The sequence below is a fragment of the Mesorhizobium monacense genome, from assembly GCF_056781675.1.
This window is the reverse complement of sequence record NZ_CM165567.1, coordinates 2,710,701-2,734,846: the sequence shown is the minus strand read 5'-3', so window position 1 is coordinate 2,734,846 and position 24,146 is coordinate 2,710,701. Positions and strand designations below refer to the sequence as shown.

The following is a 24,146-nucleotide window of genomic DNA, read 5'->3' as shown; positions in this document are numbered from 1 at the left end:
TGTCTCCGATCCGGCAAGCTGATCTGGCCGACCTCATGCCACTTCCCGCGCCTCCGGCACAAGGGCCAGCATCTGAGCGAAACTTGCCGCCGTGAAGCCTGGCACGGCATCGCTGCTTTCGATGGCAAGCGTTGCCGCCGCGACACCTTCTCGAAGGGCGGCGCGCAGCGACACTCCGCGCAGCAGGGCAGCGACGGTTGCGCCCGCCAGCGCATCGCCGGCGCCGGTGACGTCGGCGATCCTTCTGGGGGCGGGGGGAGCGACGGCGAAAAGCCCATTTCCATCGAAGCCCAGCACCGGCGCGCCGCCCGCCGTCACCACGGCACTTTTGAGGCCGGCGCGCCGCAGCCCCTCGACCAGGCCTTGCTCGGTCGCATCGGCAGTCGCACCGGCCAGCGCGACAGCCTCGCGCCGGTTCATGAACAGCAAGGTCAGTCTGCCCAGCACCGGCATCAGCCGCACCACCTTGGCCGGCGAGATCGCGATGGCGAACACCGGCTTGGCTCCGGCGAGCGCCACCAGCCGTTCCAGCGCCGTGGTCGGCAGATTGGCGTCGCACAGGATTGCGTCTGCGTCAGCAATCACCTCGCGCACCTTGGCGCGGCGGATCTGCTTGGGGAAGGCGAGGTCGTAGAGCGCCATGTCGGCAAAGCCGACAATCAACTCGCCGTCACGGTCGATCAGCGCGGTGTAGCTCGGCGTGGTGCGGTCGAGGAACACTGCCGACAGGTCGGCAATGCCCGACGCAGCGATGGCGCGCGACACCGTCTCGCCCGAGGCATCGCCACCGCGCAGCGAAAGCAGGGAGGCCGAAGCCCCGCGCCGCACCAGGCTGCGCAGGGCGTTGAAGACGCCACCGCCGACATCCTCGCGCATCGTGCCGGGGTTGGACGCGGCCGGCACGTACGGACCCGACACCTGGCCGCGCCGGTCGATATGGGCGCCGCCCACGGCCAGGATTTTTGGGGATGTCATCATGCGGGCGATATGACCTTTGTTATTCCAGCCGCACAAGCGCTAGGTTGTGTGGTTGAGCTTCGCAGGCAAGGCAGCGATTCGGTGGATCGATACAATCGGACCGGCTGACCGAATGCGGGATACATCCCGGAACGAAATCGCGAGACAAAAAAAGAACAAATCCGGAAAAAGATTATTTTTCAGAAAGTTGATGCCTCTTGCCAAACGAGAACAAAAAAGGTACAAATGAATGAGGATTACGGATTGTCCGGCCTTCATTGACGACCAAGGGGTGATGTATCATGGCTCAGAATACTTTGCGGCTTGTAGAGGATAAGGCAGTGGACAAATCAAAGGCCCTGGATGCGGCGCTGTCGCAGATCGAGCGCGCTTTCGGCAAGGGCTCGATCATGCGGCTCGGCGCCAACGAACAGGTCGTCGAGATCGAAACCGTGCCGACCGGATCGCTTGGCCTCGACATCGCGCTTGGCGTCGGTGGCCTGCCGCGCGGCCGTATCATCGAGATCTACGGGCCGGAAAGCTCGGGCAAGACGACGCTGGCGCTGCACACGGTGGCGGAGGCCCAGAAGAAGGGCGGCATCTGCGCCTTCGTCGATGCCGAGCACGCGCTCGATCCGGTCTATGCCCGCAAGCTCGGCGTCGACCTTGAAAACCTGCTGATCTCGCAGCCCGACACCGGCGAGCAGGCGCTTGAGATCTGCGACACGCTGGTGCGTTCCGGCGCCATCGACGTGCTGGTGGTCGATTCGGTCGCCGCGCTGACGCCGCGCGCCGAAATCGAGGGCGAGATGGGCGATTCGCTGCCCGGCCTGCAGGCCCGCCTGATGAGCCAGGCGCTGCGCAAGCTGACTGCTTCGATCTCGCGCTCCAACACCATGGTCATCTTCATCAACCAGATCCGCATGAAGATCGGCGTCATGTTCGGCTCGCCCGAAACCACGACCGGCGGCAACGCGCTGAAATTCTACGCCTCGGTCCGTCTCGACATTCGCCGCATCGGCTCGGTCAAGGACCGCGACGAGGTCGTCGGCAACCAGACCCGCGTCAAGGTGGTCAAGAACAAGCTGGCGCCGCCCTTCAAGGTGGTCGAGTTCGACATCATGTATGGCGAGGGCGTCTCCAAGACCGGCGAGCTTGTCGACCTCGGCGTCAAGGCCGGCGTGGTCGAGAAGTCGGGCGCCTGGTTCTCGTACAATTCGCAGCGCCTCGGCCAGGGCCGCGAGAACGCCAAGCTGTTCCTGCGCGACAATCCCGACACGGCGCGCGAGATCGAATTGGCGCTCAGGCAGAATGCCGGGCTGATCGCCGAGAAATTCCTCGAAAATGGTGGCTCCGAAGGTGGAGACGACGGTTTCGAGGACGAAGCCGGCGCGATGTAGGGCACTGGCCAGAGTTCGGCCATAAACCCGGCCTATAACCTGATGCTTAAGTAACCGAGTTCTACAGTATCGCGTTCCGAACCGCCGGCCTCGAGCCGGCGGTTTTTTGTTTTTGGGCAGCATGGATTGGCCCAATTCCCTGTTTCTGGACAGGGTGGAGCGTGCCCGCTAAAAGGCCAAGTCTATCTTCTGAAAAGCAGAGACCAGTTTCCGCCGGGTTGCCGGCGGTTTTCGCGAAAAGGCAGCACTCATGAGTGGCGTGAACGAGATCCGGTCGACATTTCTCGACTATTTCCGCAAGGAGGGCCACGAGGTCGTCGCGTCGAGCCCGCTGGTGCCGCGCAACGACCCGACGCTGATGTTCACCAATGCCGGCATGGTGCAGTTCAAGAACGTCTTCACCGGTCTGGAGAAGCGGCCCTATTCGCGTGCCACGACCGCGCAGAAGAGTGTGCGCGCCGGCGGCAAGCACAACGACCTCGACAATGTCGGCTACACGGCGCGGCACCTGACCTTCTTCGAGATGCTCGGCAATTTCTCCTTTGGCGACTATTTCAAGGAGCGCGCCATCGAGCTTGCCTGGAACCTGATCACCAAAGAGTTCGGGCTGAACAAGGACAAGCTGCTGGTAACCGTCTATCACACGGACGACGAAGCTGCCGGCTTCTGGAAGAAGATCGCCGGCTTCTCCGACGATCGCATCATCCGCATCCCGACCTCCGACAATTTCTGGGCGATGGGCGACACCGGTCCGTGCGGTCCGTGCTCGGAGATCTTCATTGATCGTGGCGAGCATATCTGGGGCGGTCCTCCGGGCACCCCCGAGGAGGACGGCGACCGCTTCCTCGAATTCTGGAACCTGGTGTTCATGCAGTATGAACAGGTGACCAAGGAAGAGCGCATCGACCTGCCGCGACCGTCGATCGACACCGGCATGGGTCTGGAGCGCATGGCCTCCATCCTGCAGGGTGTGGAAAGCGTTTTTGAAACCGATCTGTTCCGTCACCTGATCGATGCTGCGTCGTCCGCGCTCGGCCGCGGTCCGGATGCCGACACTGTCGGCTCGTTCCGCGTCATCGCCGACCATCTGCGGTCCTCCTGCTTCCTGGTGGCCGACGGCGTGCTGCCGTCCAATGAAGGCCGCGGCTATGTGCTGCGTCGCATCATGCGCCGCGCCATGCGCCATGCGCAGCTTCTCGGCGCGAATGAGCCGCTGATGTGGAAGCTGGTGCCGGCGCTGGTCCGCGAGATGGCCCAGGCCTATCCGGAGCTGGGGCGCGGCGAAGCGCTCATCACCGAAACGCTGAAGCTGGAAGAGACCCGCTTCCGCAAGACGCTGGCGCGTGGTCTCGGCCTGCTTTCGGACGCGACGGAAACGCTCGGCGCCGGCGACATGCTGGATGGTGAGACGGCCTTCAGGCTCTACGACACCTACGGCTTCCCGCTTGACCTGACGCAGGACGCGTTGCGCCAGCGCAGCATATCGGTCGATCTAGCCGGCTTCACCGATGCGATGGAGCGGCAGAAGGCCGAGGCACGCAAGAGCTGGGCTGGTTCCGGCGACGCTGCGACCGAGACCGTCTGGTTCGCCGTGCGTGAAAAGTCCGGCGCCACCGAGTTCCTCGGCTACGAGACAGAGCAGGCGGAAGGCCTCATCCTGGCGCTGGTGAGCGACGGCAAGACCGTCGACAGCGCGAACAAGGGCGACGCGGTTGCCGTGGTCGTCAACCAGACGCCGTTCTATGGCGAGTCCGGCGGCCAGATGGGCGACACCGGCGTCATCTCAGGCGAAGGGTTCTCGATCGAGATCTCCGACACGCAGAAGAAGGCCGACGGCCTGTTCGTGCATCTTGGCAAGGTGGCCAGCGGCACGGTCAAGACCGGCGCTGCCGTCGAGCTGAAGGTCGACCATGCGCGCCGCTCCAGGCTGCGCGCCAACCATTCGGCGACGCATCTGATCCACGAGGCGCTGCGCGAGGTGCTGGGCACCCATGTGGCGCAGAAGGGCTCGCTGGTCGCGCCCGAGCGTTTGCGCTTCGACATCTCGCACAACAAGCCGATTTCGCCTGAAGACCTCGAAGAGGTCGAGCGCATGGCGAACGAGATCGTCGTCCAGAACAGCCCGGTGACGACGCGCCTGATGTCGGTCGACGACGCCATCGCCGAGGGCGCCATGGCGCTGTTCGGCGAGAAATACGGCGATGAGGTGCGCGTCGTGTCGATGGGCACGGGCCTGCATGGCGCCAAGGCCAACCGGCCCTATTCGGTCGAGCTCTGCGGCGGCACGCATGTCAGGGCGACCGGCGACATCGGTCTGGTGCGCGTTGTTTCGGACAGCGCGGTCGCTGCCGGCGTGCGCCGCATCGAGGCGCTGACCGGCGAGGCCGCCAGAAGACATCTCGACGAGCAGGACAGGCGGCTGAAGACGGTCGCCGCGACGCTGAAGATTGCGCCGGCCGACGTGCCGGCGCGCGTCGAGGCGCTGCTCGACGAGCGCAAGAAGCTCGAGAAGGAGCTGACCGAAGCGCGCAAGAAACTGGCGCTGGGCGGTGGTGCCGCTGCCGGTGCGCCGGCCGAGAACGAGACCGTTGCCGGCGTCGGCTTCCTCGGCAAGGCCGTCTCCGGCGTGGCGCCGAAGGATCTGAAGCCGCTGGCTGACGCCGGCAAGTCGTCGCTGGGTTCCGGCGTCGTCGTCTTTGTCGGCGCCGGCGAGGACAACAAGGCCAGCGTCGTGGTCGCGGTGACGGACGATTTGCTCAGCCGCTTCAGCGCCGTCGACCTGGTGCGCGTGGCGTCCGCGGCACTCGGCGGGCAGGGCGGTGGCGGTCGCCCGGACATGGCCCAGGCCGGCGGCCCCGACGCCTCGAAGGCCGGCGACGCGATTGCAGCGGTAAGGGCCGCGCTCGAGGCAGCCTGAAAGCCACCACATGAAGGTTCTCGTTCTCGGCGGCTATGGTCTGATCGGGGAAGCCCTCGTCGGCCGGTTGCTCCGCGACGGCCATCAAGTGACCGGCCTTGGCCGTGATGTTCTGGACGCTGAACGGCGCAGGCCAGCGGTCCGTTGGATTGCAGCCGACATGTCGCGACTGCTTGCCGCTGAAGACTGGCTGCCGCTGGTTGCGGGCATGGATGCGGTCGTGAATGCGGCAGGCGCCTTGCAGGACGGCCCGCGCGACCGCCTCGATGCCGTCCACCGGCGCTCGGTGGTGGCACTGGTCGCGGCGTGCGAACATGCCGGCGTGCGCCGTTTTGTGCAGATCTCCGCGATCGGCGCCGATCTCGCCTCGGCAAATCCTTTCTTCAGCACCAAAGCGGCAGGCGACAAGGCCGTCGCAAGCTCTTCACTGGAGTGGACGATCCTGCGGCCGGGTTTGGTGATTGCGCCGGCCGCCTATGGCGGGACCGCGCTTTTGCGCGCCCTCGCAGCCTTCCCCGGCTTTATTCCCGCCGTCCTGTCGCGCCAGCCGATCCAGACCGTATCGGTCGCAGACGTCGCCGAAGCGGTCTCACGCGCGGTCGCCGGCTCCCTGCCGTCGCGCCTTTCTATCGATCTCGTCGAAAGCAAGGACCGGTCTCTCGCTGATGTCCTGTCTGCCTTTCGCGCATGGCTTGGTCTGCCGCAGGCGCGGGTCGTACCGATGCCGGCCATTCTCGGCCGGCTTGCCGGCGCCGGTGCCGACGTCCTTGGCACCCTTGGTTGGCGATCTCCTTTGCGCAGCTCGGCAATTGCCGCGCTGGCAGACGGTGTTACGGGCAATGCCCAGTCCTGGAACGCTGTTTCCGATCATCCGCTGCAGCCGCTAGAAGCAACGCTGGCCGACATGCCTGCGCATGTTCAGGAGCGATGGTTCGCCCGCCTCTGGTTGGCAAAGCCGGTCATCTTTGCTTGCCTGTCCCTGTTCTGGCTTGTTTCGGGCATTATCGGCCTGATCCGGCAAGACGAGGCCGCGGACATTCTCGTCTCGCGCGGCGTGCCGGCGAGTTTCGCGCAAATGTCGGTTCTGGTCGGCAGCGCCGCGGATGTTCTGGTCGGCGCGGCGGTTCTGGTCCGGCCCTTGGCCAGGTGGGCGCTGCTGGCGATGATCGCGATCACGCTGTTCTATGTGGCGGCGTCGACGCTTCTTGCCCCCGATTTGTGGCTCGCTCCGCTGGGACCGCTGGTCAAGACAATCCCCGCGCTTTGCCTGGTGCTGGTCGCGCTTGCGGTTCTCGACGAGCGATGAGCCTCTGGATCGACCTACTGCGCTGGGTGCACGTCATCGGTGCCACGGTTCTCTTCGGCACCGGCGGGGGCATCGCCTTCTTCATGCTGATGGCGCAGCACACCGGTCGGGCCGACCTCGTCGCCCATGTCGCGGGCACCGTCGTCATCGCCGACACGATCTTCACGGCGACCGCCATCATTGTGCAGCCCATCACCGGCGCGCTGCTGGCGCAGGCATTGGGCTGGCCGCTGTCCGAGGGCTGGATTGTGCTGTCCCTGCTGCTCTATGTCGTGACCGGTCTGTTCTGGCTGCCTGTTGTCTGGATTCAGATCCGGATTCGAAATCTGGCGCGACAGGCGGCAATCGAGAATGCACCGCTGCCCGCCGAAGAAAGGCGCCTGTTCCGCATCTGGTTTGCTTGCGGCTTCCCGGCTTTCGCCGCCGTGCTCGCTATTCTCTGGTTGATGGTGACAAGGCCAGAAATCGGTCTTTAGCTAAACCACGCCGCCTAGCTTTGCTTTGCCGCCTTCAGCGCGTGCGTCATTCTGCTGGAGTCACCCCAGGTGGACAGCCAGATCAGGCAATCCGTGGCGATTGAAATCATCGCTCGCAGAAGGTTCAACAACGGGCCGGGCGATTTCAGCTGCTCTTCGGCGTGATGGAGATGGGCGAGCTCTTCCTCGCGGATCGCCAGGATGATGCCGTGCAACTCACGATCGCGGTCCATCAGAAAGAACAACTGGTCGTCCAGATGGCGATGCACCGCCGCTTCCACAGCGGCCGTGCAGGCCCAGATGCCTTGCGGTCCGAGCAGAGCCGTCACAAAACCCAGCAGCCAGCCGCCCAAGCTCCAGAATTGCATCACCCGGCACGGTCGCGAATGCCGCGGCGGCATGGCGGCACGGAAGGCAGCACAGTGATTGCGCTCGTGCCCTAGCATCTCCGACAGGGACGGCACGCAATCCGGCCAGAAACGTTTCGCGACAAGAATCTGCGCCGAATAGATTCTGATCGCCCCGAACTCGCCGGCGTGGTTGACCCTGACTATTCTGGCCACGGTGAGTGCGTCCTGGTGAGAAAGGCCAGCCATGGACGCGCCCGGACCTATGTCAACCTGTTGGCAAAGCCTGGACGTGCCGCGATGTGTGTCCACCACGCCTGGATATCGGGGAACTCGGCCAGCAGCTTTTGCCCTTCCGCGACCTTGACGAAATAGGCGACGATTGGCGCCGCGTGCAGGTCGGCCAGCGTCAAATCGCTGCCCAGCAGCCATGGGCCTGGAGCCTTGAGTGAAGTGAGCACCCGTAGCACCGTCTCCGCCTGCCTCAGCCCGGTGGCGATCAGGGCCTCGTCCGGCGGCGTATTCTCCAGCCGTTCGACGGCGACATCCCAGACCATCGACCGATAGCCATAGGCATCGGGCATGCCGATGATCTGGTTCATCCGCGCCCGGCCGCGCGCGTCTTTCGGCTGCAGCGTCGGACCCTCGAAGGACTCGTCCACAAAACGCGCGATCGCGCTCGCCTCGAACAGGCGAAACCCGTCATGCTCGAAGGCCGGGATGCGGCCGAATGGATGGTGCTCGATATACCAGGCCGGAATGCCGCTCGCGGCGAAGACATCGACGGGCACAAGCTCGTAGTCGATGCCCTTTTCCTCGAGTGCGAGGCGGACGATGCGCACATAGACGCTATAGTCCGCCCCGTAGACGATGGGCTTGCCCATCGCGATTGCCCGTCAGGCCATCGCCTTCTGCAAATTCTCGTCGATCTTGTCGAGAAAGCCGGTGGTCGACAGCCAGGGCTGGTCGGGGCCGATCAGCAGCGACAGGTCCTTGGTCATGAAGCCGCTCTCGACCGTCTGGATGCAGACTTTTTCCAGCGTCTCGGCAAAGCGCTTCAGCTCGGCATTGTCGTCGAGCTTGGCGCGGTGGGCCAGCCCGCGCGTCCAGGCGAAGATCGAGGCGATCGAGTTGGTCGAGGTCTCCTCGCCCTTCTGGTGCTGGCGGTAGTGGCGGGTGACGGTGCCGTGCGCGGCTTCCGCCTCCACCGTCTTGCCGTCCGGCGTCATCAGCACCGAGGTCATCAGGCCGAGCGACCCGAAACCCTGCGCCACCGTGTCGGACTGCACGTCGCCGTCATAGTTCTTGCAGGCCCAGACATAGCCGCCCGACCATTTCAGGCTGGAAGCCACCATGTCGTCGATCAGCCGGTGCTCGTACCATAGCCTCTTCGCCTTGAACTCGGCTTCGAACTCGGCCTCGTAGACCTCCTGAAAAATGTCCTTGAAGCGGCCGTCATAGGCCTTGAGGATGGTGTTCTTGGTCGACAGGTAGACCGGATAGTTGCGCAGCAGGCCGTAATTCAGCGAGGCGCGGGCGAACTCGCGGATCGACTCGTCGAGATTGTACATGGCCATGGCGACGCCGGCCGCCGGCGCGTCGAACACGTCGTGCTCGATCACCGTGCCGTCCTCGCCGACGAACTTGATCGTCAGCTTGCCCTTGCCGGGGAAGCGGAAATCGGTGGCGCGGTATTGGTCGCCGAAAGCGTGACGGCCGACGATGATAGGCTTGGTCCAGCCGGGCACCAGGCGCGGCACGTTCTTCATGATGATCGGCTCGCGGAAGATGGTGCCGCCGAGGATGTTGCGGATGGTGCCGTTCGGCGACTTCCACATCTTCTTCAGTTTGAATTCCTCGACGCGCTGCTCGTCGGGGGTGATCGTCGCGCATTTTACGCCGACGCCGTATTTCTTGATGGCGTTGGCCGAGTTGATGGTCACCTGGTCATTGGTGGCGTCGCGGTGCTCGACGCCGAGGTCGTAATAGTCGAGCGTGAGGTCGAGATAGGGGTGGATCAGCTTGTCCTTGATGAACTGCCAGATGATGCGGGTCATCTCGTCGCCGTCGAGTTCGACGACCGGGTTCGCCACCTTGATCTTCGCCATGGAAAGAATGCCTCGTTGCTGGGGGATATCGGAACGGCCTGCCCGCATGGCTTTCGGCCGGGGATGCGGCCCGTATATCAAAGCATTTTTGGCCGCGCAAACGGCGATCCGCACCGGCCGGCTCGATCGGGGCATCGGCCGTTCCTTGCGAGAGCTTCATTTTCGCGGCTGAATATGGCAGGGGACGCTGAAATGCCGCAAACAGCAGTTCATTGACGACGATGTCAGCCGACGAAAATCCCAGCAACACCGCCGCCGCCGGCCCGGCGATCATCCTCGTCGAGCCGCAGCTTGGCGAGAATATCGGCATGGTTGCGCGCGCCATGGCGAATTTCGGTCTTGCCGAGCTGCGTCTGGTCAATCCGCGCGACGGCTGGCCGAGCGAGAAGGCGCGTGCTGCCGCGAGCCGCGCCGACCATGTCATCGATGCCGTCAAAGTGTTCGACGATCTCACCTCGGCGGTCGCCGATCTCAACTTCGTCTTCGCCACCACGGCGCGCGAGCGCGACGGATTCAAGGCCGTGCGCGGGCCGGTCGAAGCGGGCAGGGCGCTGCGGGCACGTCACACGGCCGGCCAGCGCACCGGCATCCTGTTCGGCCGCGAGCGTTTTGGGCTCTACAATGACGAGGTGGGACTGGCCGACGAGATCGTCACCTTTCCGGTCGATCCCGCCTTCTCCTCGCTCAACATCGCCCAGGCGGCACTTCTGATGTCCTATGAATGGATGAAGTCTGGCCTCGAGGACGAGACGAAGACCAATTTCTCCGGCCCCGAAATGCTGCCGGCGACCAAGGAGCAATTGCACGGCCTGTTCACCTATCTGGAAGGCGCGCTCGAAGCGCGCGGCTATTTCCGCCCGGCGCAGAAGAAGCCGAAGATGGTCGACAATCTGCGCGCGGTGCTGACGCGCGCCGGTTTCGCCGAGCCGGAACTCAAGGTGCTGCGCGGCATCATCTCATCGCTCGACAGGTTTTCACCGGCGATGCCGCGTGGAGACGGTTCGCCGGGAGACGATCCAAGGCGGCTTCCTGCAGCAGCGGCGCGAATCCAGTCGCCGGACAAGGAAGAATAGAACCGGTTAAACTTGAGGCTCGCCAGTAACCGAATCTTATTCGGTTTCGTCCAACGTTCTCAAAACTGGGGGTGTTGGATGGTTACGTCCAGTATCGGTCGTTTGCGCTTCTTTCTTTACTCTCTCGCCGCGACGGTGGCGGAGATTGTGGCGATCGTCGTCTGCATCGCGGGAACAATTGGCTTCGAGGGGCTGATCAATTCGACACCTGGCCCGTCGCGGCAGGGTATGGCTGGCGTCATCCTGGTCATGTCTCTGGTGTTTGTGCTGCTGCGCGGCAACATCGCCTGGCGCCGCAGCCGCGACGCCAACGGACGCGGTTGGATCCTGTGGGCCTACATCGTGTTCTCCACCATCTACGCGGTCCTGCAGGCAGGCACTCTGCTAGTCATCGATTTCGGCAATCCGGAGAGTGTTCCCGGCGGCTTGAACCTGCTCGGCCTCTCCATATTTGGCCTCTGGGTAACGATCCTGGTGGCGAAACCGGCAGGCGGCGTCGATATTGACGAACTGACATCCGTTTTCGATTTCGATGGCGCCGTTCCCGCGCCTGCGGGCGGCGGCAGGATGGCCGCGAGCGCGGCACCGTCTGCCCCGCGCACCGCCGCGCCGGTCGCCCAGCCGATCGGTCGGCCACGGCCCGCCGGCTTCGGCAAGCGTGGACTCTAGGCAGCTCCAGGAAGATTGGTTCTTCGCCCGGAACTGCGCAAAACTTGCTGGCATTCGCCACTTCAAGATCATGATCGTTCGCGATAGAAGCACCATTGGCCGCATCACGGGCCAGCCTCTTCTTGTGGTCCCCAGCCTTCTTGTGATCCGATGACAATGAACGATCGATCAAGCCACCGCCCGATCCTGATGTTCGATTCCGGCGTTGGCGGCCTCACCGTGCTGCGCGAGGCGCGCGTGCTGATGCCCGATCGCCGCTTCGTCTATGTCGCCGACGATGCGGCTTTCCCCTATGGCGCCTGGGAGGAGCCGGCGCTCAGGGCCCATGTACTGGAACTGTTCGCAAGGCTGCTCGACCGGTTTGCGCCGGCCATTTCGGTGATCGCCTGCAACACGGCGTCGACGCTGGTCATCGAAGCCTTGCGCGAGCGATTCCCCGGCCATCCTTTCGTCGGCATGGTGCCGGCGATCAAGCCGGCGGCGGAGCGCACGCGCTCGGGCCTGGTCTCGGTGCTGGCCACGCCCGGCACCGTCAAGCGCCAATATACGCGCGACCTGATCAGCAAATGGGCCTCGAAATGCCATGTGCGGCTGGTCGGCTCCGACCGCCTGGCACCATTGGCTGAAATCTACATGCGCGACGGCTTCGTCGACGAAGAGGCCGTGCGCGCCGAGATCGCGCCGTGTTTCGTCGAGCGCGACGAGCTGCGCACCGACATCGTCGTGCTTGCCTGCACCCACTATCCCTTTCTGGCGAACCGCATGCGCAAGACGGCACCTTGGCCGGTCGATTGGCTCGATCCCGCCGAAGCGATCGCGCGCCGCGCGGTTTCGCTTCTCGCCGACATTGATCCCAACGGGCGCGGCGAGATATTGCCGGAAGGCGCCGACCTTGCCGTCTTCACCTCGAACAGAACCGATTTCCCGACCCGCCGGTTGCTGCAGGGCTTTGGGCTGGCGATGTCTTGATCGCCGGCACCGGGAACATCATCGGGGACAGCTGCGTTTTCCTCCTATAGCAAACGGGAGAACCGATTATGCCAGCCACCTCGAAAGCCCAGCAAATGGCTGCCGGCGCGGCACTGTCCGCCAAGCGCGGCGAGACGAAGAAGAGCGAGCTCAAAGGCGCATCGAAGGAAATGTTCGAATCGATGAGCGAAAAGCAGCTCGAGGAATTCGCCGAGACCCGGCGCAAGGGGCTGCCCGCGAAGAAATCGAAGCATTGAAGGAATTCAGACGTTGTGCGTCCGAATGGACGCACGTCGCTCAAATGCCGCCGGCGCAACCTCCCGCTACATTCGGCACCGCACTCAACCCTGAGACGCTATATCGTCGCCACCGCCGGCGCCAGTCGCGAGCTTGACACCGGTTAAATCTCCGTTTAACCAGCGCTCCAACACCGGGCCGCAATGCCCGGTCGTTTATTTTGCATGGTAAGACCTCAGGGAAATCAGGTTTTTCGTTTCCTTGGTCTTGTTTGAACTGACGTGTCCCGTGGGTTTTCCGTCGCGTTGCGTGGAAAACCCTGTCAGGTCTCGAAAACGGAGGCCAGAGGAGGGCGCGTTTCCTTCACCCGGACCATGAGGTTCCGGGTGGTTTGTTTTGAAAGGGAATGCGATGAGCAAGCGCGAATCCGCGAAGTACAAGATCGACCGCCGTCTCGGCGAAAACATCTGGGGCCGCCCGAAGTCCCCGGTCAACAAGCGTGAATACGGCCCCGGCCAGCACGGCCAGCGCCGCAAGGGCAAACTTTCCGATTTCGGCCTGCAGCTGCGCGCCAAGCAGAAGCTGAAGGGTCACTATGGCGACGTTTCGGAAAAGCAGTTCCGCAAGGTCTATGAAGAGGCCGACCGCCGCAAGGGCGACACCTCGGAGAACCTGATCGGCCTGCTCGAGTTGCGTCTCGACGCGGTCGTCTACCGCGCCAAGTTCGTGCCGACCATTTTCGCAGCCCGCCAGTTCGTCAACCACGGCCACGTCAACGTCAACGGCAAGCGCGTCAACATCGGCTCGTACCGCTGCAAGCCGGGCGACGTCGTGGAAGTGCGCGAGAAGTCGAAGCAACTGGTGATCGTGCTGGAATTGGTTGGCCTCGCCGAGCGCGACGTGCCCGATTACATCGAAGCCGATCACAACAAGATGGTCGCAACCTTCGCGCGCATCCCCGGCCTGTCGGACGTTCCGTTCGCCGTGCAGATGGAACCGAACCTGGTCGTCGAATTCTATTCGCGCTGATCGAACGCATTCAGCGAAACCATCGAAGGCCGCCCGTCGAGGCGGCCTTTTCTTTTGTGCATCGCGCTTTGCGAACCGAGGGCCAAAAACCGATTTCGATTTCCGGGCCGATGCGCTAATCCGGGCGCAGCAGAGATTTGGACCGATGCGTCATGAACATGTTGCCAGACGCCGATTCATTTGAACCGGTTGCCGACGCCGAGGGCGGCTTTCATCCGCTGTTTGCCGACGTGCCGTCTTCCGTCGAGTTCAACAAGCTGCGCAAGCGGCTGCTGCGGCTCACCCGCCAGGCGATCGAGGATTACGCCATGGTCAGGCCCGGCGACCGCTGGCTGGTAGCGCTATCCGGCGGCAAGGATTCCTACGGCCTACTCGCCGTGCTGCTCGATCTCAAATGGCGCGGGCTGCTGCCGGTCGAGCTTCTGGCCTGCAATCTGGACCAGGGCCAGCCGAATTTCCCGAAGCACATATTGCCGGACTATCTCGACAGAAACGGCATCCCGCACCGCATCGAGTACCAAGACACCTATTCGGTGGTCACCGACAAGCTGCCCGAGGGCAGCACCTACTGCTCGCTGTGCTCGCGGCTGCGGCGCGGCCATCTCTATCGCATCGCGCGCGAGGAGGGCTGCGCGGCACTTGTGCTCGGCCACCACCGCGAGGATATCCTCGAAACCTTCTTCATGAACCTCTTCCATGGCGGCCGCCTTGCCGCCATGCCGCCAAAATTGCTCAACGACGACGGCGACGTCATGGTGCTGCGGCCGCTAGCCTATAACGCCGAGGCCGATCTCGAGAAATTCGCAGCCGCCATGAAGTTCCCGATCATCCCTTGCGACCTCTGCGGCAGCCAGGAAGGCCTGCAGCGCAACGCCATGAAGGCGATGCTGGACGACCTGGAAAAGCGCATGCCTGGCCGCAAGGACACGATGATCCGCGCCATGGCCAATGTGCGGCCCTCGCATCTGCTCGACCGAAAACTGTTCGATTTCGCCGCTCTCAACGAAACTCCAGATCTCCGGCAAGACAATCCCGATGACATTTGACGACAATGCGATCGACCGGCTCGCCGACCTGCTGTCCGACGTCGCCAAAGCCGAGATCATGCCGCGCTTTCGCCGGCTGGGTGAGGGCGACATCCGCCAGAAGACCTCGGCCGCCGACCTGGTCACCGAAGCCGACGTCAATGCCGAGCGGCTGATCACCGCCAGGCTGCATGAGCGCTATCCTGAGGCCATGATCGTCGGCGAGGAAGCCTGCTCCGACAATCCGGCGCTGCTTGGCGGCCTCGGCGATGCCGATCTCGCCTTCGTCATCGATCCGGTCGACGGCACTTTCAACTTCGCCTCCGGCGTGCCGCTGTTCGGCGTCATGCTGGCTGTCGTGGTCAAGGGCGAGACCGTCGCCGGCATCATACACGACCCGGTCGGCAAGGACTGGCTGATCGGCGCCCGAGGCGCCGGCAGCCATATTCGTCACGCCCATGGCAGCCTGGAAAAGGTGCATGTCGCGGAACCGGTGCCGATCTCGGGAATGACCGGTGCGGTGTCATGGCAGTACATGCCGGAGCCGGAACGCTCGCGACTGGCGCGCAACCAGACCAAGTCGCTCTCGCAATTCGGCTATCGCTGCGCGGCGCACGAATACCGCCTGCTGGCCAGCGGCCACGCCCATTTCGTCGTCTACAACAAGCTGATGCCGTGGGACCATCTTGCCGGCGCGCTGATCCACACCGAGGCCGGCGGCAGCCCCTACCGGCCTTCGCATCTCGACGGTGGCTTGCTCGTCGCACCCGACAGGGAAAGCTGGCAAGAGTTGCGCCGCGAACTCTGGGCCGAATAGGCGATGAAATCTCGGTCCGCACTTGTCGCAGCGGCCCTTGCCATCGCCCTGGTTGCCGGTTCCAGCGAAGCAGGCGCGCAACAGCGCACCTGTCGCGGTCCTGATCCCGTCGACACCTTGAAGGAGATGTCGGCCGCTATCTATGCTTGCTGGAAGCCGCCGCGCGGAAGCGCGGGCATGTCCCTGACATTGCGGTTCTCGCTTCGCCGGGATGGCACACTCATCGGCAGGCCGCGCGCGACCTTTTCTGATCTGGGAACCGACAGCGCGTTGAACCGGGCCTTCGTGGCCTCCATCCTCAAGGCACTCGACGAGGCTCTGCCATTGCCCTTTTCGGACAGCATGGGTGGAGCAATCGCAGGGCGTATGCTTGCCCCTCGCTTCACGGCAACCTTTGAAAGGGCCTCTTGAAGCGTGTCGCCCAAAAATGGGCAGCGGTTTTGGGACAACGACACGCGCAAAACAAAAAATTAGAGCGCGCCCGCGCGCGCATCAAACGGGCGGGTTGTGCGGCTGGAACATCTTGCCGCGCTCGGCGATGAAGATCATCAGCAATGCCGCGACCGAGACGCTGCAGAAGCCGGCGGCTAAAGGCGTCACCGTACCGTTGAAAGCCTGGCCGATCAGCGTGCCGAGGATGCCGCCGAGGAAGGTTTGCATGAAACCCAGAATGGACGACGCCGTGCCGGCCAACTGCCCGAGCGGCTCCATGGCCAAAGCGTTGAAATTGGCGCCGAGCGCTCCGAACGGCACCATCGCGCAAGCAAAGAAGGCGATGAACAGCCAAAGCGGCATCTTCATTTCCAGCGACACGACTAGCCATGCAAGGCTGATCACCAGGAACAAGAGCAGCGCGCTCTGCGACAGGCGGCGCATGCCGATGCGGCCGACAAGACGCGAGTTCAGATAGTTGGAGAAGGCAAGCACTGCCGCGACGCCGGCGAAGATGACCGGAAACATCTCGCCGACATTGAACACGTCGACATAAATCTGCTGGGCCGAGGCGATGAAGCCGAACATGGCGCCAAAGATGAAGGTGCTGGCGAAGGCATAGCAGAGCGCAATCCGGTTGGTCAGCACGATGCGAAAACCGCCGACGATCGATGCGGCCGTCAGCGGCCGGCGATATTCGGGATGCAGCGTTTCGGGCAGGCGCAGCAGCGACCATGCGGACACGATCAGCGCGCCGATGGCCATGGTGATGAAGATCCAGTGCCAGGAGGCAAACAGCATGATGAACTGGCCGATGCCCGGCGCCACCACGGGAATGGCCATGAACACCATGAAGATCAGCGACATCACCTCGGCCATGCGCCTGCCGTCGAACGTATCGCGCACGATCGAGACGGCGATGACGCGCGTGGCGGCCGCACCGATGCCTTGCACCATCCTGAGCAGGAGCAGCGTCGCGAAAGACGGGGCGATTGCCGCCGCGCCGGCCGCCAGCACATAGATGATCAGCCCGGCGACAAGCGGAGGGCGGCGCCCGAAACGGTCGGAGACCGGCCCGAAGAAAAGCTGTCCGCCGCCAAAGCCCAGAATGTAGGCGGTGATGACATACTGGCGGTGGTTTTCGTTGACGACGCCGAGCGAGGCGCCGATCTGCTGCAGCGCCGGCAGCATGATGTCGATGGCCAAGGAGTTGAGCGCCATCAGCGCCGCGCACAGCGCGATGAATTCCCAGCGCGGAATAGGCAGGCTGCTTGTCTGCTGCGGCGCCTGTACGTGCTGTTCCACGGCAAGTCCGATCTTGAAACGAAGATGCGCCGGCGAACCGGCGCGTGGATTTGTCTTTGCCCCTTGGCGGGGAGATGAAAGTTTGCCGAGGTGGGGGCTGCCCCGGCGCCTCAAACCCTAATGCATGTCGCCCAAAGGCGTGCGCGGTTTCGGGGCTACGACATGCGCAAAAGAATCAGGCGGCGCCTTTGACGCTGACGCCCTTTTCGACGAGGAACGTCTGCAGTTCACCCGCCTGGAACATCTCGCGCACGATGTCGCAACCACCGACGAACTCGCCCTTGACATAGAGCTGCGGAATGGTCGGCCAGTTGGAATATTCCTTGATGCCCTGGCGCAATTCCGCCGAGTCGAGCACGTTGACGCCTTTATAGTCGGCCCCGATATAGTCGAGGATCTGGACCACCTGGCCGGAGAAACCGCACTGCGGAAAACCGGGCGTGCCCTTCATGAAGAGCACCACGTCGTTGCTCTTCACTTCGCTGTCGATGTAGTCGTTGATACCGCTCATGGAGGATCCTTTCACGCCTGTGGGAGTCAGGCTCGAAACATAGCCATCAAATAAACCCATAGGTTGACCGAAACAAGATGTTTGCGCCGCCGCCGCGGAAATGGCGCAAAGGATCGCCGATGTTGGGCCAAGCATCTGAGCCAACTGCCTTCTCCGGGACATGATGAAAAGACGATATGGCGCCGCGATCCTGATCGCCATCCTGCTGGCCAGTATCGCTCTGGTCTGGTGGCCGAGACGCCCCGCGCCGCCGTCCCTGGTCGTCGGCGAGTTGCCGGCACCCTGCCGGGATGTCGGGTTCGAGGCCGTGTCCTATGTCGTCTGCGAGATCGACCTTCGTGCCCAGAGCATTGAGATCTTGCATGCCGGCGCGGACGCAAAGCCCTTCGGCTCGCTGGAGGCTTTCGACAAGGCGATGGCGAGTGAGGGCAGGCCGGTGCTGCTCGCCATGAATGCCGGCATGTATCACGAAGACCTGACGCCGGTCGGCCTTCTGGTCGAGGATGGTATTCAGAAATCGCCACTGAATCTCGCCGACAGCGAGGGCAATTTCTTCCTGAAGCCCAACGGCGTGTTCCTGGTCGGCAAGGACGGCAAGGCGGCGGTCATGGAGACGAACGCCTATGCCGCCGCCAGGCCGGACGTGGCGTTTGCCACGCAATCCGGGCCGATGCTGGTCATCGACGGCCAGAATCACCCGCGCTTCGAGCCGAACGGCACGTCGCGCTACATCCGCAACGGTGTCGGCGTGCGTGACGCGAATACGGTCGTGCTGGCGATCGCGCGCTCGGCGGTCAGCCTCGGCAGCTTCGCGCGGCTGTTCCGTGACAAGCTCGGCTGCTCCAACGCGCTGTTTCTCGACGGCGCGGTCTCGGCGCTGTCGGACGGCGAGAGGATGATCGTCGGCGGGAAATATCCGGCGGGGCCGATCATCGCCGTGTCGGCAAAAAAGCCCGAGTAGCCCCCGGAAGAATGCCTTCGTCCGCCTTGTTCGGCATCAAACGGCTGTCGCCTGAAATATAGCTATAGCTAAATCTTGAAGCATACGCTATCCTCGCCGCGATCTGGAGGAATGCAGGCATGAGCGAGACGAAATCCTTGCTGGAGCGAAAGCTCGATCGAAGGCTGCTTCTGGCCGGTGGCCTTTTGGCTGCCGGCGGCACGGCAGTCGCGGCGAGTGCCGCCCGCGGGCAGACAAGCCATGCCGGTCACGAGATGCCGGCTGCCGCCGCCGCTGAAGGGCAGCAGGCGCATCTCTCGGCCCATGGCGCGATGATCACGGTCGGCGAGGTCGACGATGCCCGCAACGGCTTCGATCCATCGAAGCTGCTGAGCGACTGGTACACCGGGACGGTGTCGATGTTGCCGGACGGGCGGACGCTGCGCACCTTCGAGGTCACGGCCGAGGACAAGGAGATCGAGATCGCGCCCGGCATCATGTTCCCGGCATGGACCTACAATGGCCGTGTGCCGGGACCGACTTTACGTGCGACCGAAGGCGAGCGCCTGAGGATCGTCTTCCGCAACCAGGGCTCGCATCCGCATTCGATGCATTTTCACGGCATCCATGCCGCGCGCATGGACGGGGTTCCGGGCGCTGGCCTGATCGGGCCAGGCGAGGAGTTCGTCTACGAGTTCGACGCCAGACCGTTCGGCTGTCATCTCTACCACTGCCACGCCCTGCCGCTGAAGCGGCACATCCAGAAGGGCATGTACGGCGCCTTCGTGATCGATCCCGATCCGGCCAGGCATCCGGAGCACGAAGCGGTCGCCCGCTCGCGCCTGCTCGGCACGCCCGAGAATGCCGGCTGGCAGGAATTCGTGATGGTCATGAATGCCTTCGACACCAACTTCGACAACGAGAACGAGGTCTACGCCGTCAACACGGTCGCCCATGCCTATGCGAAGAAGCCGATCCGGGTGCTGAAGAACAAGCCGGTCCGCATCTATCTCGTCAATGTCGTCGAGTTCGATCCGATCAACTCCTTCCACCTGCACGCCAATTTCTTCGACTACTACAATCAGGGCACGACGCTCACCCCGACGCTCAAGACCGTCGACCTGATTACCCAGTGCCAGGCCGAGCGCGGCATCCTCGAGTTCCATTTCCGGGAGCACGAACCGGGCCTCTACATGTTCCATCCTCACCAGTCGGAATTCACCGAACTTGGCTGGTCCGGCATGTTCGACGTCGTGGAGGCCGTGTCGTGACCGATCTGAGCCGGGCTTCCGCCGACACACGCGCAGACCGTCCAAGGTCGGCCTATCTGCTTTGGGTCGCGCTGCCGCTCGTCGTGCTCGGGCTGGCCATCGCCTGGCTGATCTCCTCGGACCCGCTGTCGAGCTTCCGCAATGGCGCGCCACCGGTCGAGAACCTCACTTTCGAGCGGACGATCCTGGGGGCGGATGGCATCCGCGTCCTCGTCCGGGCCGGCGGATCGGAACCGATGACCATTGCGCAGGTCCAGGTTGACGATGCCTACTGGCAGTTCACGCAGGATCCGCCGGGACCGATCGCGCGCGGCGCCACCGCCTGGATCAGCCTGCCATACCCCTGGGTGCTGGGGGAGGCGCATGCGATCAACGTCGTGACCAGCACCGGGACGACGTTCGGGCACGAGATCGCCGTCGCCGTGCCGACGCCGACGCGCGATTCGCTGAGCTTCGCCGCACAGGCGGTGCTTGGCGCCTTCGTCGGCATCCTGCCTGTGGCGATCGGCCTGATGTTCTATCCCGCGCTCCGCGGCGTCGGACGGAACGGCATGGACTTTCTTCTGTCGCTGACCGTCGGGCTGCTCGCCTTCCTGTTCGTCGATGCCCTGGAGGATGCGTTCGAACTGGCGGGCGAAGCCGCCGCCCTGTTCCAGGGTCCGACGATGATCGTGCTTGCCGCCGCCGCCAGTTTCCTGCTGCTGATGGCGGCGGGCCGGCGGAGCGGGACGCCGACCGGTGTGGCTTTGGCCACCTTCATCGCGCTCGGCATCGGCCTGCACAATCTCGGCGAAGGGCTGGCGATCGGCGCCGCCTTCGCCTCGGGTGCTGCGGGGCTCGGCACCTTCCTCGTGCTCGGCTTCACATTGCACAACATCACCGAGGGTATCGGCATCGCCGCCCCGATCCTGAAGCAGCGCCCGCCATTGCGGACCTTCGCCGCGCTGACGCTGCTTGCGGGCGGCCCCGCGGTCATCGGCCTGTGGATCGGCAGCCTCGCCTATGCCCCGCAATGGTCGGCGCTGGCGCTGGCGGTCGGCGCCGGCGCAATCCTGCAGGTGATCGTCGAGCTGGTCTCGATGCAGCTTCGTCAGCGGGGTGACGGCACGCGTGCATTGCTCGCACCGAGCGCGATGGCTGGTTTGGCAGCCGGAGTTGGCTTCATGTACCTCACGGCGATGCTGGTGAAGATCTAGGCAGCGCCAGTGTCGAGGTTCAGTCGGGCACGCTGGTCTGCAAGGCCAGCGCATGCAGCACGCCGCCCATATTGCCCTTCAGCGCGTCATAGACCATCTGGTGCTGCTGGACGCGGCTCTTGCCGCGAAAGCTCTCGGCCACCACTTCGGCTGCATAGTGGTCGCCATCGCCGGCGAGGTCGCGAATCGTCACCTTGGCGTCCGGAATGCCTTCCTTGATCAACCGTTCGATGTCGTGCGCGTCCATTGCCATGGCAAAATCCTAGTGAGAGTCGGGGTGAGCCTAAAGCCTTTCTCGTTCGGATTGAAGCAGTTCCGTCTGCCAGCGCCAAAGACAAATGAAGGCTCACGTAATGTCCTGGTCCGGAGGAACTGCTTCATCCGCGGGCGCATCCTCGCGTGTCGAGAAAGCGCGGCCAAGGCTGAAGGTCAGCACGTAAAGCGGAACGTTGATTACCGCGCTGACGATGGGAAGGTAGCTCGTCCACTGCCAGAGCGGCGAGAAAAACGCCTGGCCGTAGCTGTCGCAGACGAGCGAGGAACCATACGCCCACAGCACGCCGATGACGACGGCAGCGGCAAAGAGCTTGATGCAGGTGACGATGTGCCGTGCCCGCGCCGGCTCCGGTGCAAGCCGGTCCCAGAGGACCAGGCACAGGATCGGAACCGCATAGACGAGGCTCTGGACGGCCAGCATCAATAGGGTGCCGTTGGCGGCGGCAAGAAACTCCGCCCGCGTTTCCAGGCGGGGGCAAACTTCGCTTCCGGTCGTCGACAGCAGGAAAAAGACGAACGGCCCGAGAAACCAGAAGAAGAACAGCGACGGCCAGAAAACGACTGCAAGCAGCGCCCGGGCAGCCAGCTTTGTCAAATGGCCTGATCCATGAAGCGCGGGAACCAGCCTTCATGGGCAGCGGTCAGCTCGCTGATCGCGATCGCGCGTGCTTCGCCGAGTTTCAATTCGCTGCCGCCGGTCGAGCCGATCCACGGCGCGAAGATGCCGAGCTTGCCCTGTTCATCGCGAATCTTGTCCCATTCGCCGCTCTGCGAGTTGATCGACAGCGTCAGCAGATAGCGGCCCTGGTCTTCGCCGAACCAGACCGGGATAGGGTCGGTGGCGGTCAACCCGGGGATGGTGGCGCCGATACCCGACGCCATCGCCATTTCGGCCAGCGCCACCGCGATGCCGCCATCGGAGACGTCATGCGCCGAGGTCACCACGCCGGAGGCGATCAGCGCCCGCACATGGTCGCCGACGCGCTTTTCATGCTCGAGGTCGACCGGCGGCGGCGGGCCGTCCGCGCGGCCGTGGATGTCGCGCATATAGGCGGATTGGCCAAGATGCGTTCCCCATGTCGCGGGCGCGCCGACCAGCACGATCATCTGGCCCTCGGCGGCAAAACCGATCCGCGCCATCTTCGACCAGTCGGCGATCAGCCCGACGCCGCCGATGGTCGGTGTCGGCAGGATGCCGCGGCCGTTGGTTTCGTTGTAGAGCGAGACATTGCCCGAAACGATCGGGAAGCCCAGCGCCCGGCAGGCGTCACCAATGCCTTTCACCGCGCCGACCAGCTGGCCCATGATCTCGGGCCGTTCCGGATTGCCGAAATTGAGGTTGTCGGTGGCCGCCAGCGGCAGCGCGCCGGTGGCGGTGAGGTTGCGCCAGCATTCGGCCACCGCCTGCTTGCCGCCTTCATAGGGGTCGGCCTCGCAATAGCGCGGCGTCACGTCGGAGGAGAAGGCCAGCGCCTTGGTCGGATGGCCCTCGACACGCACCACGCCGGCGTCACCGCCCGGAAGCTGCAGCGAATTGCCCTGGATCAGCGTGTCGTACTGCTCCCACACCCAGCGGCGCGAGGAGAGGTCCGGCCCGCCGAGCATCTTGAGCAGAGCATCTGCGACATCGGCCTTTGGCGCGTCGCTGGCAGCCAGCGGCGCCGGCTTCTTCGGCTCGACCCAGGGCCGGTCATATTCCGGCGCCTGGTCGCCCAGGTCCTTGATCGGCAGATTGGCAACCTCGTCGCCCTGATGCAGCACGCGGAAGCGCAGATCGTCGGTGGTTTTGCCGACGATGGCGAAGTCGAGGCCCCATTTGTGGAAGATCGCCTCGGCTTCCTTCTCTTTCTCCGGGCGCAGCACCATCAGCATGCGCTCCTGGCTCTCCGACAGCATCATCTCATAGGCGCTCATGCGCTCTTCGCGCACCGGCACTCTGTCGAGGTCGAGCTCGATGCCGAGGTCGCCCTTGGCGCCCATCTCGACCGCCGAGCAGGTGAGGCCGGCCGCCCCCATGTCCTGGATGGCGATGACCGCACCCGAGGCCATCAGCTCGAGGCAGGCCTCAAGCAGGCACTTTTCGGTGAAGGGATCGCCGACCTGCACGGTCGGCCGCTTCTCCTCGATCTTGTCGTCGAATTCGGCCGACGCCATGGTGGCGCCGCCGACGCCGTCGCGCCCGGTCTTGGCGCCGAGGTAGACGACCGGCAGGCCGACGCCCTTGGCCTCGGACAGGAAAATGGCGTCGGTCTTGGCGAGGCCAGCAGCGAAGGCATTGACCAGGATGTTGCCATTGTAGCGGGCGTCGAAATTGACCTCGCCGCCGACCGTCGGCACGCCGAAGGAATTGCCGTAGCCGCCGACGCCGGAAACCACGCCGGCGACCAGATGCCTGGTCTTGGGATGATCCGGCGCGCCGAAGCGCAGCGCGTTCATGGCAGCTACCGGCCGCGCACCCATGGTGAAGACGTCGCGCAAAATGCCGCCGACGCCGGTCGCAGCACCTTGATAGGGCTCGATATAGGACGGATGGTTGTGGCTCTCCATCTTGAAGACGACGCAGTCGCCGTCGCCGATGTCGACCACGCCAGCATTCTCGCCCGGTCCCTGGATGACCTGCGGCCCGGTGGTGGGCAGCGTGCGCAGCCACTTCTTCGAGGATTTGTAGGAACAATGTTCATTCCACATCGCCGAGAAGATGCCGAGTTCGGTGAAGCTCGGCTCGCGCCCGACCAGGTCGAGGATGCGCTGGTATTCGTCGGGCTTCAGCCCGTGCGAGGCAATGAGTTCCGGGGTGATCGGCACGGAATTGGAAATGGTCATGGGCGGCGATTTGTGTCCATGGGAGCGGGGATTTTGAGTCCCCTCTTATCGCAAGCTTCCGC

24 protein-coding genes are annotated in these 24,146 nt (G+C 63.9%); 15 read left to right on the top strand and 9 right to left on the bottom strand.

Translation table 11 applies throughout. From position 1 onward, the window contains the following. Positions 1–33: 33 nt before the first annotated feature. Positions 34–978 carry a carbohydrate kinase family protein gene (locus tag AC1RUK_RS13160; protein ID WP_481835277.1) on the bottom strand — a complete coding sequence of 315 codons (945 nt, stop codon included), beginning with the start codon at positions 976–978 and terminating at the stop codon, positions 34–36. Positions 979–1,259: 281 nt separating this feature from the next. Here AC1RUK_RS13160 and recA point away from each other — a divergent pair, with 281 nt between their 5' ends. The 4 genes from recA to AC1RUK_RS13140 all read left to right on the top strand — a co-directional run bounded on the left by recA (position 1,260) and on the right by AC1RUK_RS13140 (position 7,056). Further along, the gene (gene recA / locus AC1RUK_RS13155; protein WP_027028105.1) at positions 1,260–2,357 is read left to right on the top strand and encodes a recombinase RecA; all 1,098 of its coding nucleotides are present in this window, start codon (positions 1,260–1,262) and stop codon (positions 2,355–2,357) included. A 250-nt stretch (positions 2,358–2,607) separates the two neighbouring features. Further along, the gene (gene alaS / locus AC1RUK_RS13150) at positions 2,608–5,274 is read left to right on the top strand and encodes an alanine--tRNA ligase (protein WP_481835278.1); all 2,667 of its coding nucleotides are present in this window, start codon (positions 2,608–2,610) and stop codon (positions 5,272–5,274) included. A 10-nt stretch (positions 5,275–5,284) separates the two neighbouring features. After that, positions 5,285–6,580 (top strand): SDR family oxidoreductase, encoded by a 1,296-nt coding sequence (locus tag AC1RUK_RS13145; RefSeq protein ID WP_481835279.1) that lies wholly within the window; start codon positions 5,285–5,287, stop codon positions 6,578–6,580. After that, positions 6,577–7,056, top strand: coding sequence for a DUF2269 family protein (locus tag AC1RUK_RS13140; protein WP_481835280.1), 480 nt, complete (start codon positions 6,577–6,579; stop codon positions 7,054–7,056). Before AC1RUK_RS13145 ends, AC1RUK_RS13140 begins: the two co-directional genes overlap by 4 nt. 14 nt (positions 7,057–7,070) lie before the next feature. Here the strand turns inward: AC1RUK_RS13140 and AC1RUK_RS13135 are convergent, their stop codons facing one another. Genes AC1RUK_RS13135 through AC1RUK_RS13125 form a run of 3 tightly spaced genes read right to left on the bottom strand, consistent with a single transcriptional unit; the run spans position 7,071 to position 9,511 of the window. Then, a complete protein-coding gene (locus AC1RUK_RS13135; protein ID WP_481835281.1) occupies positions 7,071–7,652 on the bottom strand; it encodes a demethoxyubiquinone hydroxylase family protein in 582 nt (193 codons plus the stop codon). A 14-nt stretch (positions 7,653–7,666) separates the two neighbouring features. Next, the gene (locus AC1RUK_RS13130) at positions 7,667–8,287 is read right to left on the bottom strand and encodes a glutathione S-transferase family protein (RefSeq protein WP_481835282.1); all 621 of its coding nucleotides are present in this window, start codon (positions 8,285–8,287) and stop codon (positions 7,667–7,669) included. A 12-nt stretch (positions 8,288–8,299) separates the two neighbouring features. Continuing rightward, on the bottom strand, positions 8,300–9,511 hold the full coding sequence (locus tag AC1RUK_RS13125) for an NADP-dependent isocitrate dehydrogenase (protein ID WP_481840266.1): 1,212 nt from the start codon (positions 9,509–9,511) through the stop codon (positions 8,300–8,302). 221 nt (positions 9,512–9,732) lie between these two features. Between AC1RUK_RS13125 and AC1RUK_RS13120 the strand changes: the two genes are divergently transcribed. The 8 genes from AC1RUK_RS13120 (at position 9,733) to AC1RUK_RS34470 (ending at position 15,741) form a co-directional block, all read left to right on the top strand. Further along, on the top strand, positions 9,733–10,584 hold the full coding sequence (locus AC1RUK_RS13120; protein ID WP_481835284.1) for an RNA methyltransferase: 852 nt from the start codon (positions 9,733–9,735) through the stop codon (positions 10,582–10,584). A gap of 78 nt (positions 10,585–10,662) precedes the next feature. Further along, entirely contained in the window at positions 10,663–11,253 is a 591-nt protein-coding gene (locus AC1RUK_RS13115) for a DUF805 domain-containing protein (RefSeq protein WP_481835285.1), read from the top strand. 156 nt (positions 11,254–11,409) lie between these two features. Further along, positions 11,410–12,222 (top strand): glutamate racemase, encoded by an 813-nt coding sequence (murI, locus tag AC1RUK_RS13110; RefSeq protein ID WP_481840265.1) that lies wholly within the window; start codon positions 11,410–11,412, stop codon positions 12,220–12,222. A 68-nt stretch (positions 12,223–12,290) separates the two neighbouring features. Beyond that, on the top strand, positions 12,291–12,479 hold the full coding sequence (locus AC1RUK_RS13105) for a DUF3008 family protein (protein WP_436174728.1): 189 nt from the start codon (positions 12,291–12,293) through the stop codon (positions 12,477–12,479). Positions 12,480–12,870: 391 nt separating this feature from the next. After that, positions 12,871–13,488, top strand: coding sequence for a 30S ribosomal protein S4 (gene rpsD, locus AC1RUK_RS13100; RefSeq protein ID WP_481840264.1), 618 nt, complete (start codon positions 12,871–12,873; stop codon positions 13,486–13,488). 152 nt (positions 13,489–13,640) lie between these two features. After that, positions 13,641–14,534 carry a tRNA 2-thiocytidine(32) synthetase TtcA gene (gene ttcA / locus AC1RUK_RS13095; RefSeq protein WP_481835287.1) on the top strand — a complete coding sequence of 298 codons (894 nt, stop codon included), beginning with the start codon at positions 13,641–13,643 and terminating at the stop codon, positions 14,532–14,534. After that, positions 14,524–15,330, top strand: coding sequence for an inositol monophosphatase family protein (locus tag AC1RUK_RS13090; RefSeq protein ID WP_481835288.1), 807 nt, complete (start codon positions 14,524–14,526; stop codon positions 15,328–15,330). Before ttcA ends, AC1RUK_RS13090 begins: the two co-directional genes overlap by 11 nt. 3 nt (positions 15,331–15,333) lie before the next feature. Next, the gene (locus AC1RUK_RS34470; RefSeq protein ID WP_488656673.1) at positions 15,334–15,741 is read left to right on the top strand and encodes a UCP034077 family protein; all 408 of its coding nucleotides are present in this window, start codon (positions 15,334–15,336) and stop codon (positions 15,739–15,741) included. 81 nt (positions 15,742–15,822) lie between these two features. On the opposite strand, the gene AC1RUK_RS13080 is transcribed toward AC1RUK_RS34470, so the two are convergent. After that, a complete protein-coding gene (locus tag AC1RUK_RS13080) occupies positions 15,823–16,983 on the bottom strand; it encodes a multidrug effflux MFS transporter (RefSeq protein ID WP_481839517.1) in 1,161 nt (386 codons plus the stop codon). Positions 16,984–17,242: 259 nt separating this feature from the next. Further along, positions 17,243–17,578, bottom strand: a complete 336-nt coding sequence (gene grxD, locus AC1RUK_RS13075; RefSeq protein WP_006206022.1) for a Grx4 family monothiol glutaredoxin — start codon at positions 17,576–17,578, stop codon at positions 17,243–17,245. A 160-nt stretch (positions 17,579–17,738) separates the two neighbouring features. On the opposite strand from grxD, the gene AC1RUK_RS13070 reads away from it, so the two are divergent. The 3 genes from AC1RUK_RS13070 (at position 17,739) to AC1RUK_RS13060 (ending at position 20,985) form a co-directional block, all read left to right on the top strand. Further along, positions 17,739–18,539, top strand: coding sequence for a phosphodiester glycosidase family protein (locus AC1RUK_RS13070; protein ID WP_481835290.1), 801 nt, complete (start codon positions 17,739–17,741; stop codon positions 18,537–18,539). A 119-nt stretch (positions 18,540–18,658) separates the two neighbouring features. After that, complete coding sequence (locus tag AC1RUK_RS13065) at positions 18,659–19,789, top strand: multicopper oxidase domain-containing protein (protein ID WP_481835291.1); 1,131 nt, start codon at positions 18,659–18,661, stop codon at positions 19,787–19,789. Then, the gene (locus AC1RUK_RS13060) at positions 19,786–20,985 is read left to right on the top strand and encodes a ZIP family metal transporter (protein WP_481835292.1); all 1,200 of its coding nucleotides are present in this window, start codon (positions 19,786–19,788) and stop codon (positions 20,983–20,985) included. Before AC1RUK_RS13065 ends, AC1RUK_RS13060 begins: the two co-directional genes overlap by 4 nt. A gap of 19 nt (positions 20,986–21,004) precedes the next feature. Here the strand turns inward: AC1RUK_RS13060 and AC1RUK_RS13055 are convergent, their stop codons facing one another. From AC1RUK_RS13055 to purL, 3 genes are all read right to left on the bottom strand, one after another. Continuing rightward, the gene (locus AC1RUK_RS13055; protein WP_023674714.1) at positions 21,005–21,238 is read right to left on the bottom strand and encodes a BolA/IbaG family iron-sulfur metabolism protein; all 234 of its coding nucleotides are present in this window, start codon (positions 21,236–21,238) and stop codon (positions 21,005–21,007) included. Between the two features lie 93 nt (positions 21,239–21,331). Continuing rightward, positions 21,332–21,856 carry a hypothetical protein gene (locus tag AC1RUK_RS13050; RefSeq protein ID WP_481835293.1) on the bottom strand — a complete coding sequence of 175 codons (525 nt, stop codon included), beginning with the start codon at positions 21,854–21,856 and terminating at the stop codon, positions 21,332–21,334. After that, a complete protein-coding gene (gene purL / locus AC1RUK_RS13045; RefSeq protein ID WP_481840263.1) occupies positions 21,853–24,084 on the bottom strand; it encodes a phosphoribosylformylglycinamidine synthase subunit PurL in 2,232 nt (743 codons plus the stop codon). The genes AC1RUK_RS13050 and purL overlap by 4 nt, the downstream gene beginning before the upstream one ends. Positions 24,085–24,146: the final 62 nt, after the last annotated feature.

Bases quoted from the DNA above. Each gene is read 5' to 3' on its own strand.
- AC1RUK_RS13160 (WP_481835277.1), bottom strand. From the start codon at position 978: ATGATGACATCCCCAAAAATCCTGGCCGTGGGCGGCGCCCATATCGAC.
- recA (WP_027028105.1), top strand. From the start codon at position 1,260: ATGGCTCAGAATACTTTGCGGCTTGTAGAGGATAAGGCAGTGGACAAA.
- alaS (WP_481835278.1), top strand. From the start codon at position 2,608: ATGAGTGGCGTGAACGAGATCCGGTCGACATTTCTCGACTATTTCCGC.
- AC1RUK_RS13145 (WP_481835279.1), top strand. From the start codon at position 5,285: ATGAAGGTTCTCGTTCTCGGCGGCTATGGTCTGATCGGGGAAGCCCTC.
- AC1RUK_RS13140 (WP_481835280.1), top strand. From the start codon at position 6,577: ATGAGCCTCTGGATCGACCTACTGCGCTGGGTGCACGTCATCGGTGCC.
- AC1RUK_RS13135 (WP_481835281.1), bottom strand. From the start codon at position 7,652: ATGGCTGGCCTTTCTCACCAGGACGCACTCACCGTGGCCAGAATAGTC.
- AC1RUK_RS13130 (WP_481835282.1), bottom strand. From the start codon at position 8,287: ATGGGCAAGCCCATCGTCTACGGGGCGGACTATAGCGTCTATGTGCGC.
- AC1RUK_RS13125 (WP_481840266.1), bottom strand. From the start codon at position 9,511: ATGGCGAAGATCAAGGTGGCGAACCCGGTCGTCGAACTCGACGGCGAC.
- AC1RUK_RS13120 (WP_481835284.1), top strand. From the start codon at position 9,733: ATGTCAGCCGACGAAAATCCCAGCAACACCGCCGCCGCCGGCCCGGCG.
- AC1RUK_RS13115 (WP_481835285.1), top strand. From the start codon at position 10,663: ATGGTTACGTCCAGTATCGGTCGTTTGCGCTTCTTTCTTTACTCTCTC.
- murI (WP_481840265.1), top strand. From the start codon at position 11,410: ATGAACGATCGATCAAGCCACCGCCCGATCCTGATGTTCGATTCCGGC.
- AC1RUK_RS13105 (WP_436174728.1), top strand. From the start codon at position 12,291: ATGCCAGCCACCTCGAAAGCCCAGCAAATGGCTGCCGGCGCGGCACTG.
- rpsD (WP_481840264.1), top strand. From the start codon at position 12,871: ATGAGCAAGCGCGAATCCGCGAAGTACAAGATCGACCGCCGTCTCGGC.
- ttcA (WP_481835287.1), top strand. From the start codon at position 13,641: ATGAACATGTTGCCAGACGCCGATTCATTTGAACCGGTTGCCGACGCC.
- AC1RUK_RS13090 (WP_481835288.1), top strand. From the start codon at position 14,524: ATGACATTTGACGACAATGCGATCGACCGGCTCGCCGACCTGCTGTCC.
- AC1RUK_RS34470 (WP_488656673.1), top strand. From the start codon at position 15,334: ATGAAATCTCGGTCCGCACTTGTCGCAGCGGCCCTTGCCATCGCCCTG.
- AC1RUK_RS13080 (WP_481839517.1), bottom strand. From the start codon at position 16,983: ATGGCGCTCAACTCCTTGGCCATCGACATCATGCTGCCGGCGCTGCAG.
- grxD (WP_006206022.1), bottom strand. From the start codon at position 17,578: ATGAGCGGTATCAACGACTACATCGACAGCGAAGTGAAGAGCAACGAC.
- AC1RUK_RS13070 (WP_481835290.1), top strand. From the start codon at position 17,739: ATGATGAAAAGACGATATGGCGCCGCGATCCTGATCGCCATCCTGCTG.
- AC1RUK_RS13065 (WP_481835291.1), top strand. From the start codon at position 18,659: ATGAGCGAGACGAAATCCTTGCTGGAGCGAAAGCTCGATCGAAGGCTG.
- AC1RUK_RS13055 (WP_023674714.1), bottom strand. From the start codon at position 21,238: ATGGCAATGGACGCGCACGACATCGAACGGTTGATCAAGGAAGGCATT.
- purL (WP_481840263.1), bottom strand. From the start codon at position 24,084: ATGACCATTTCCAATTCCGTGCCGATCACCCCGGAACTCATTGCCTCG.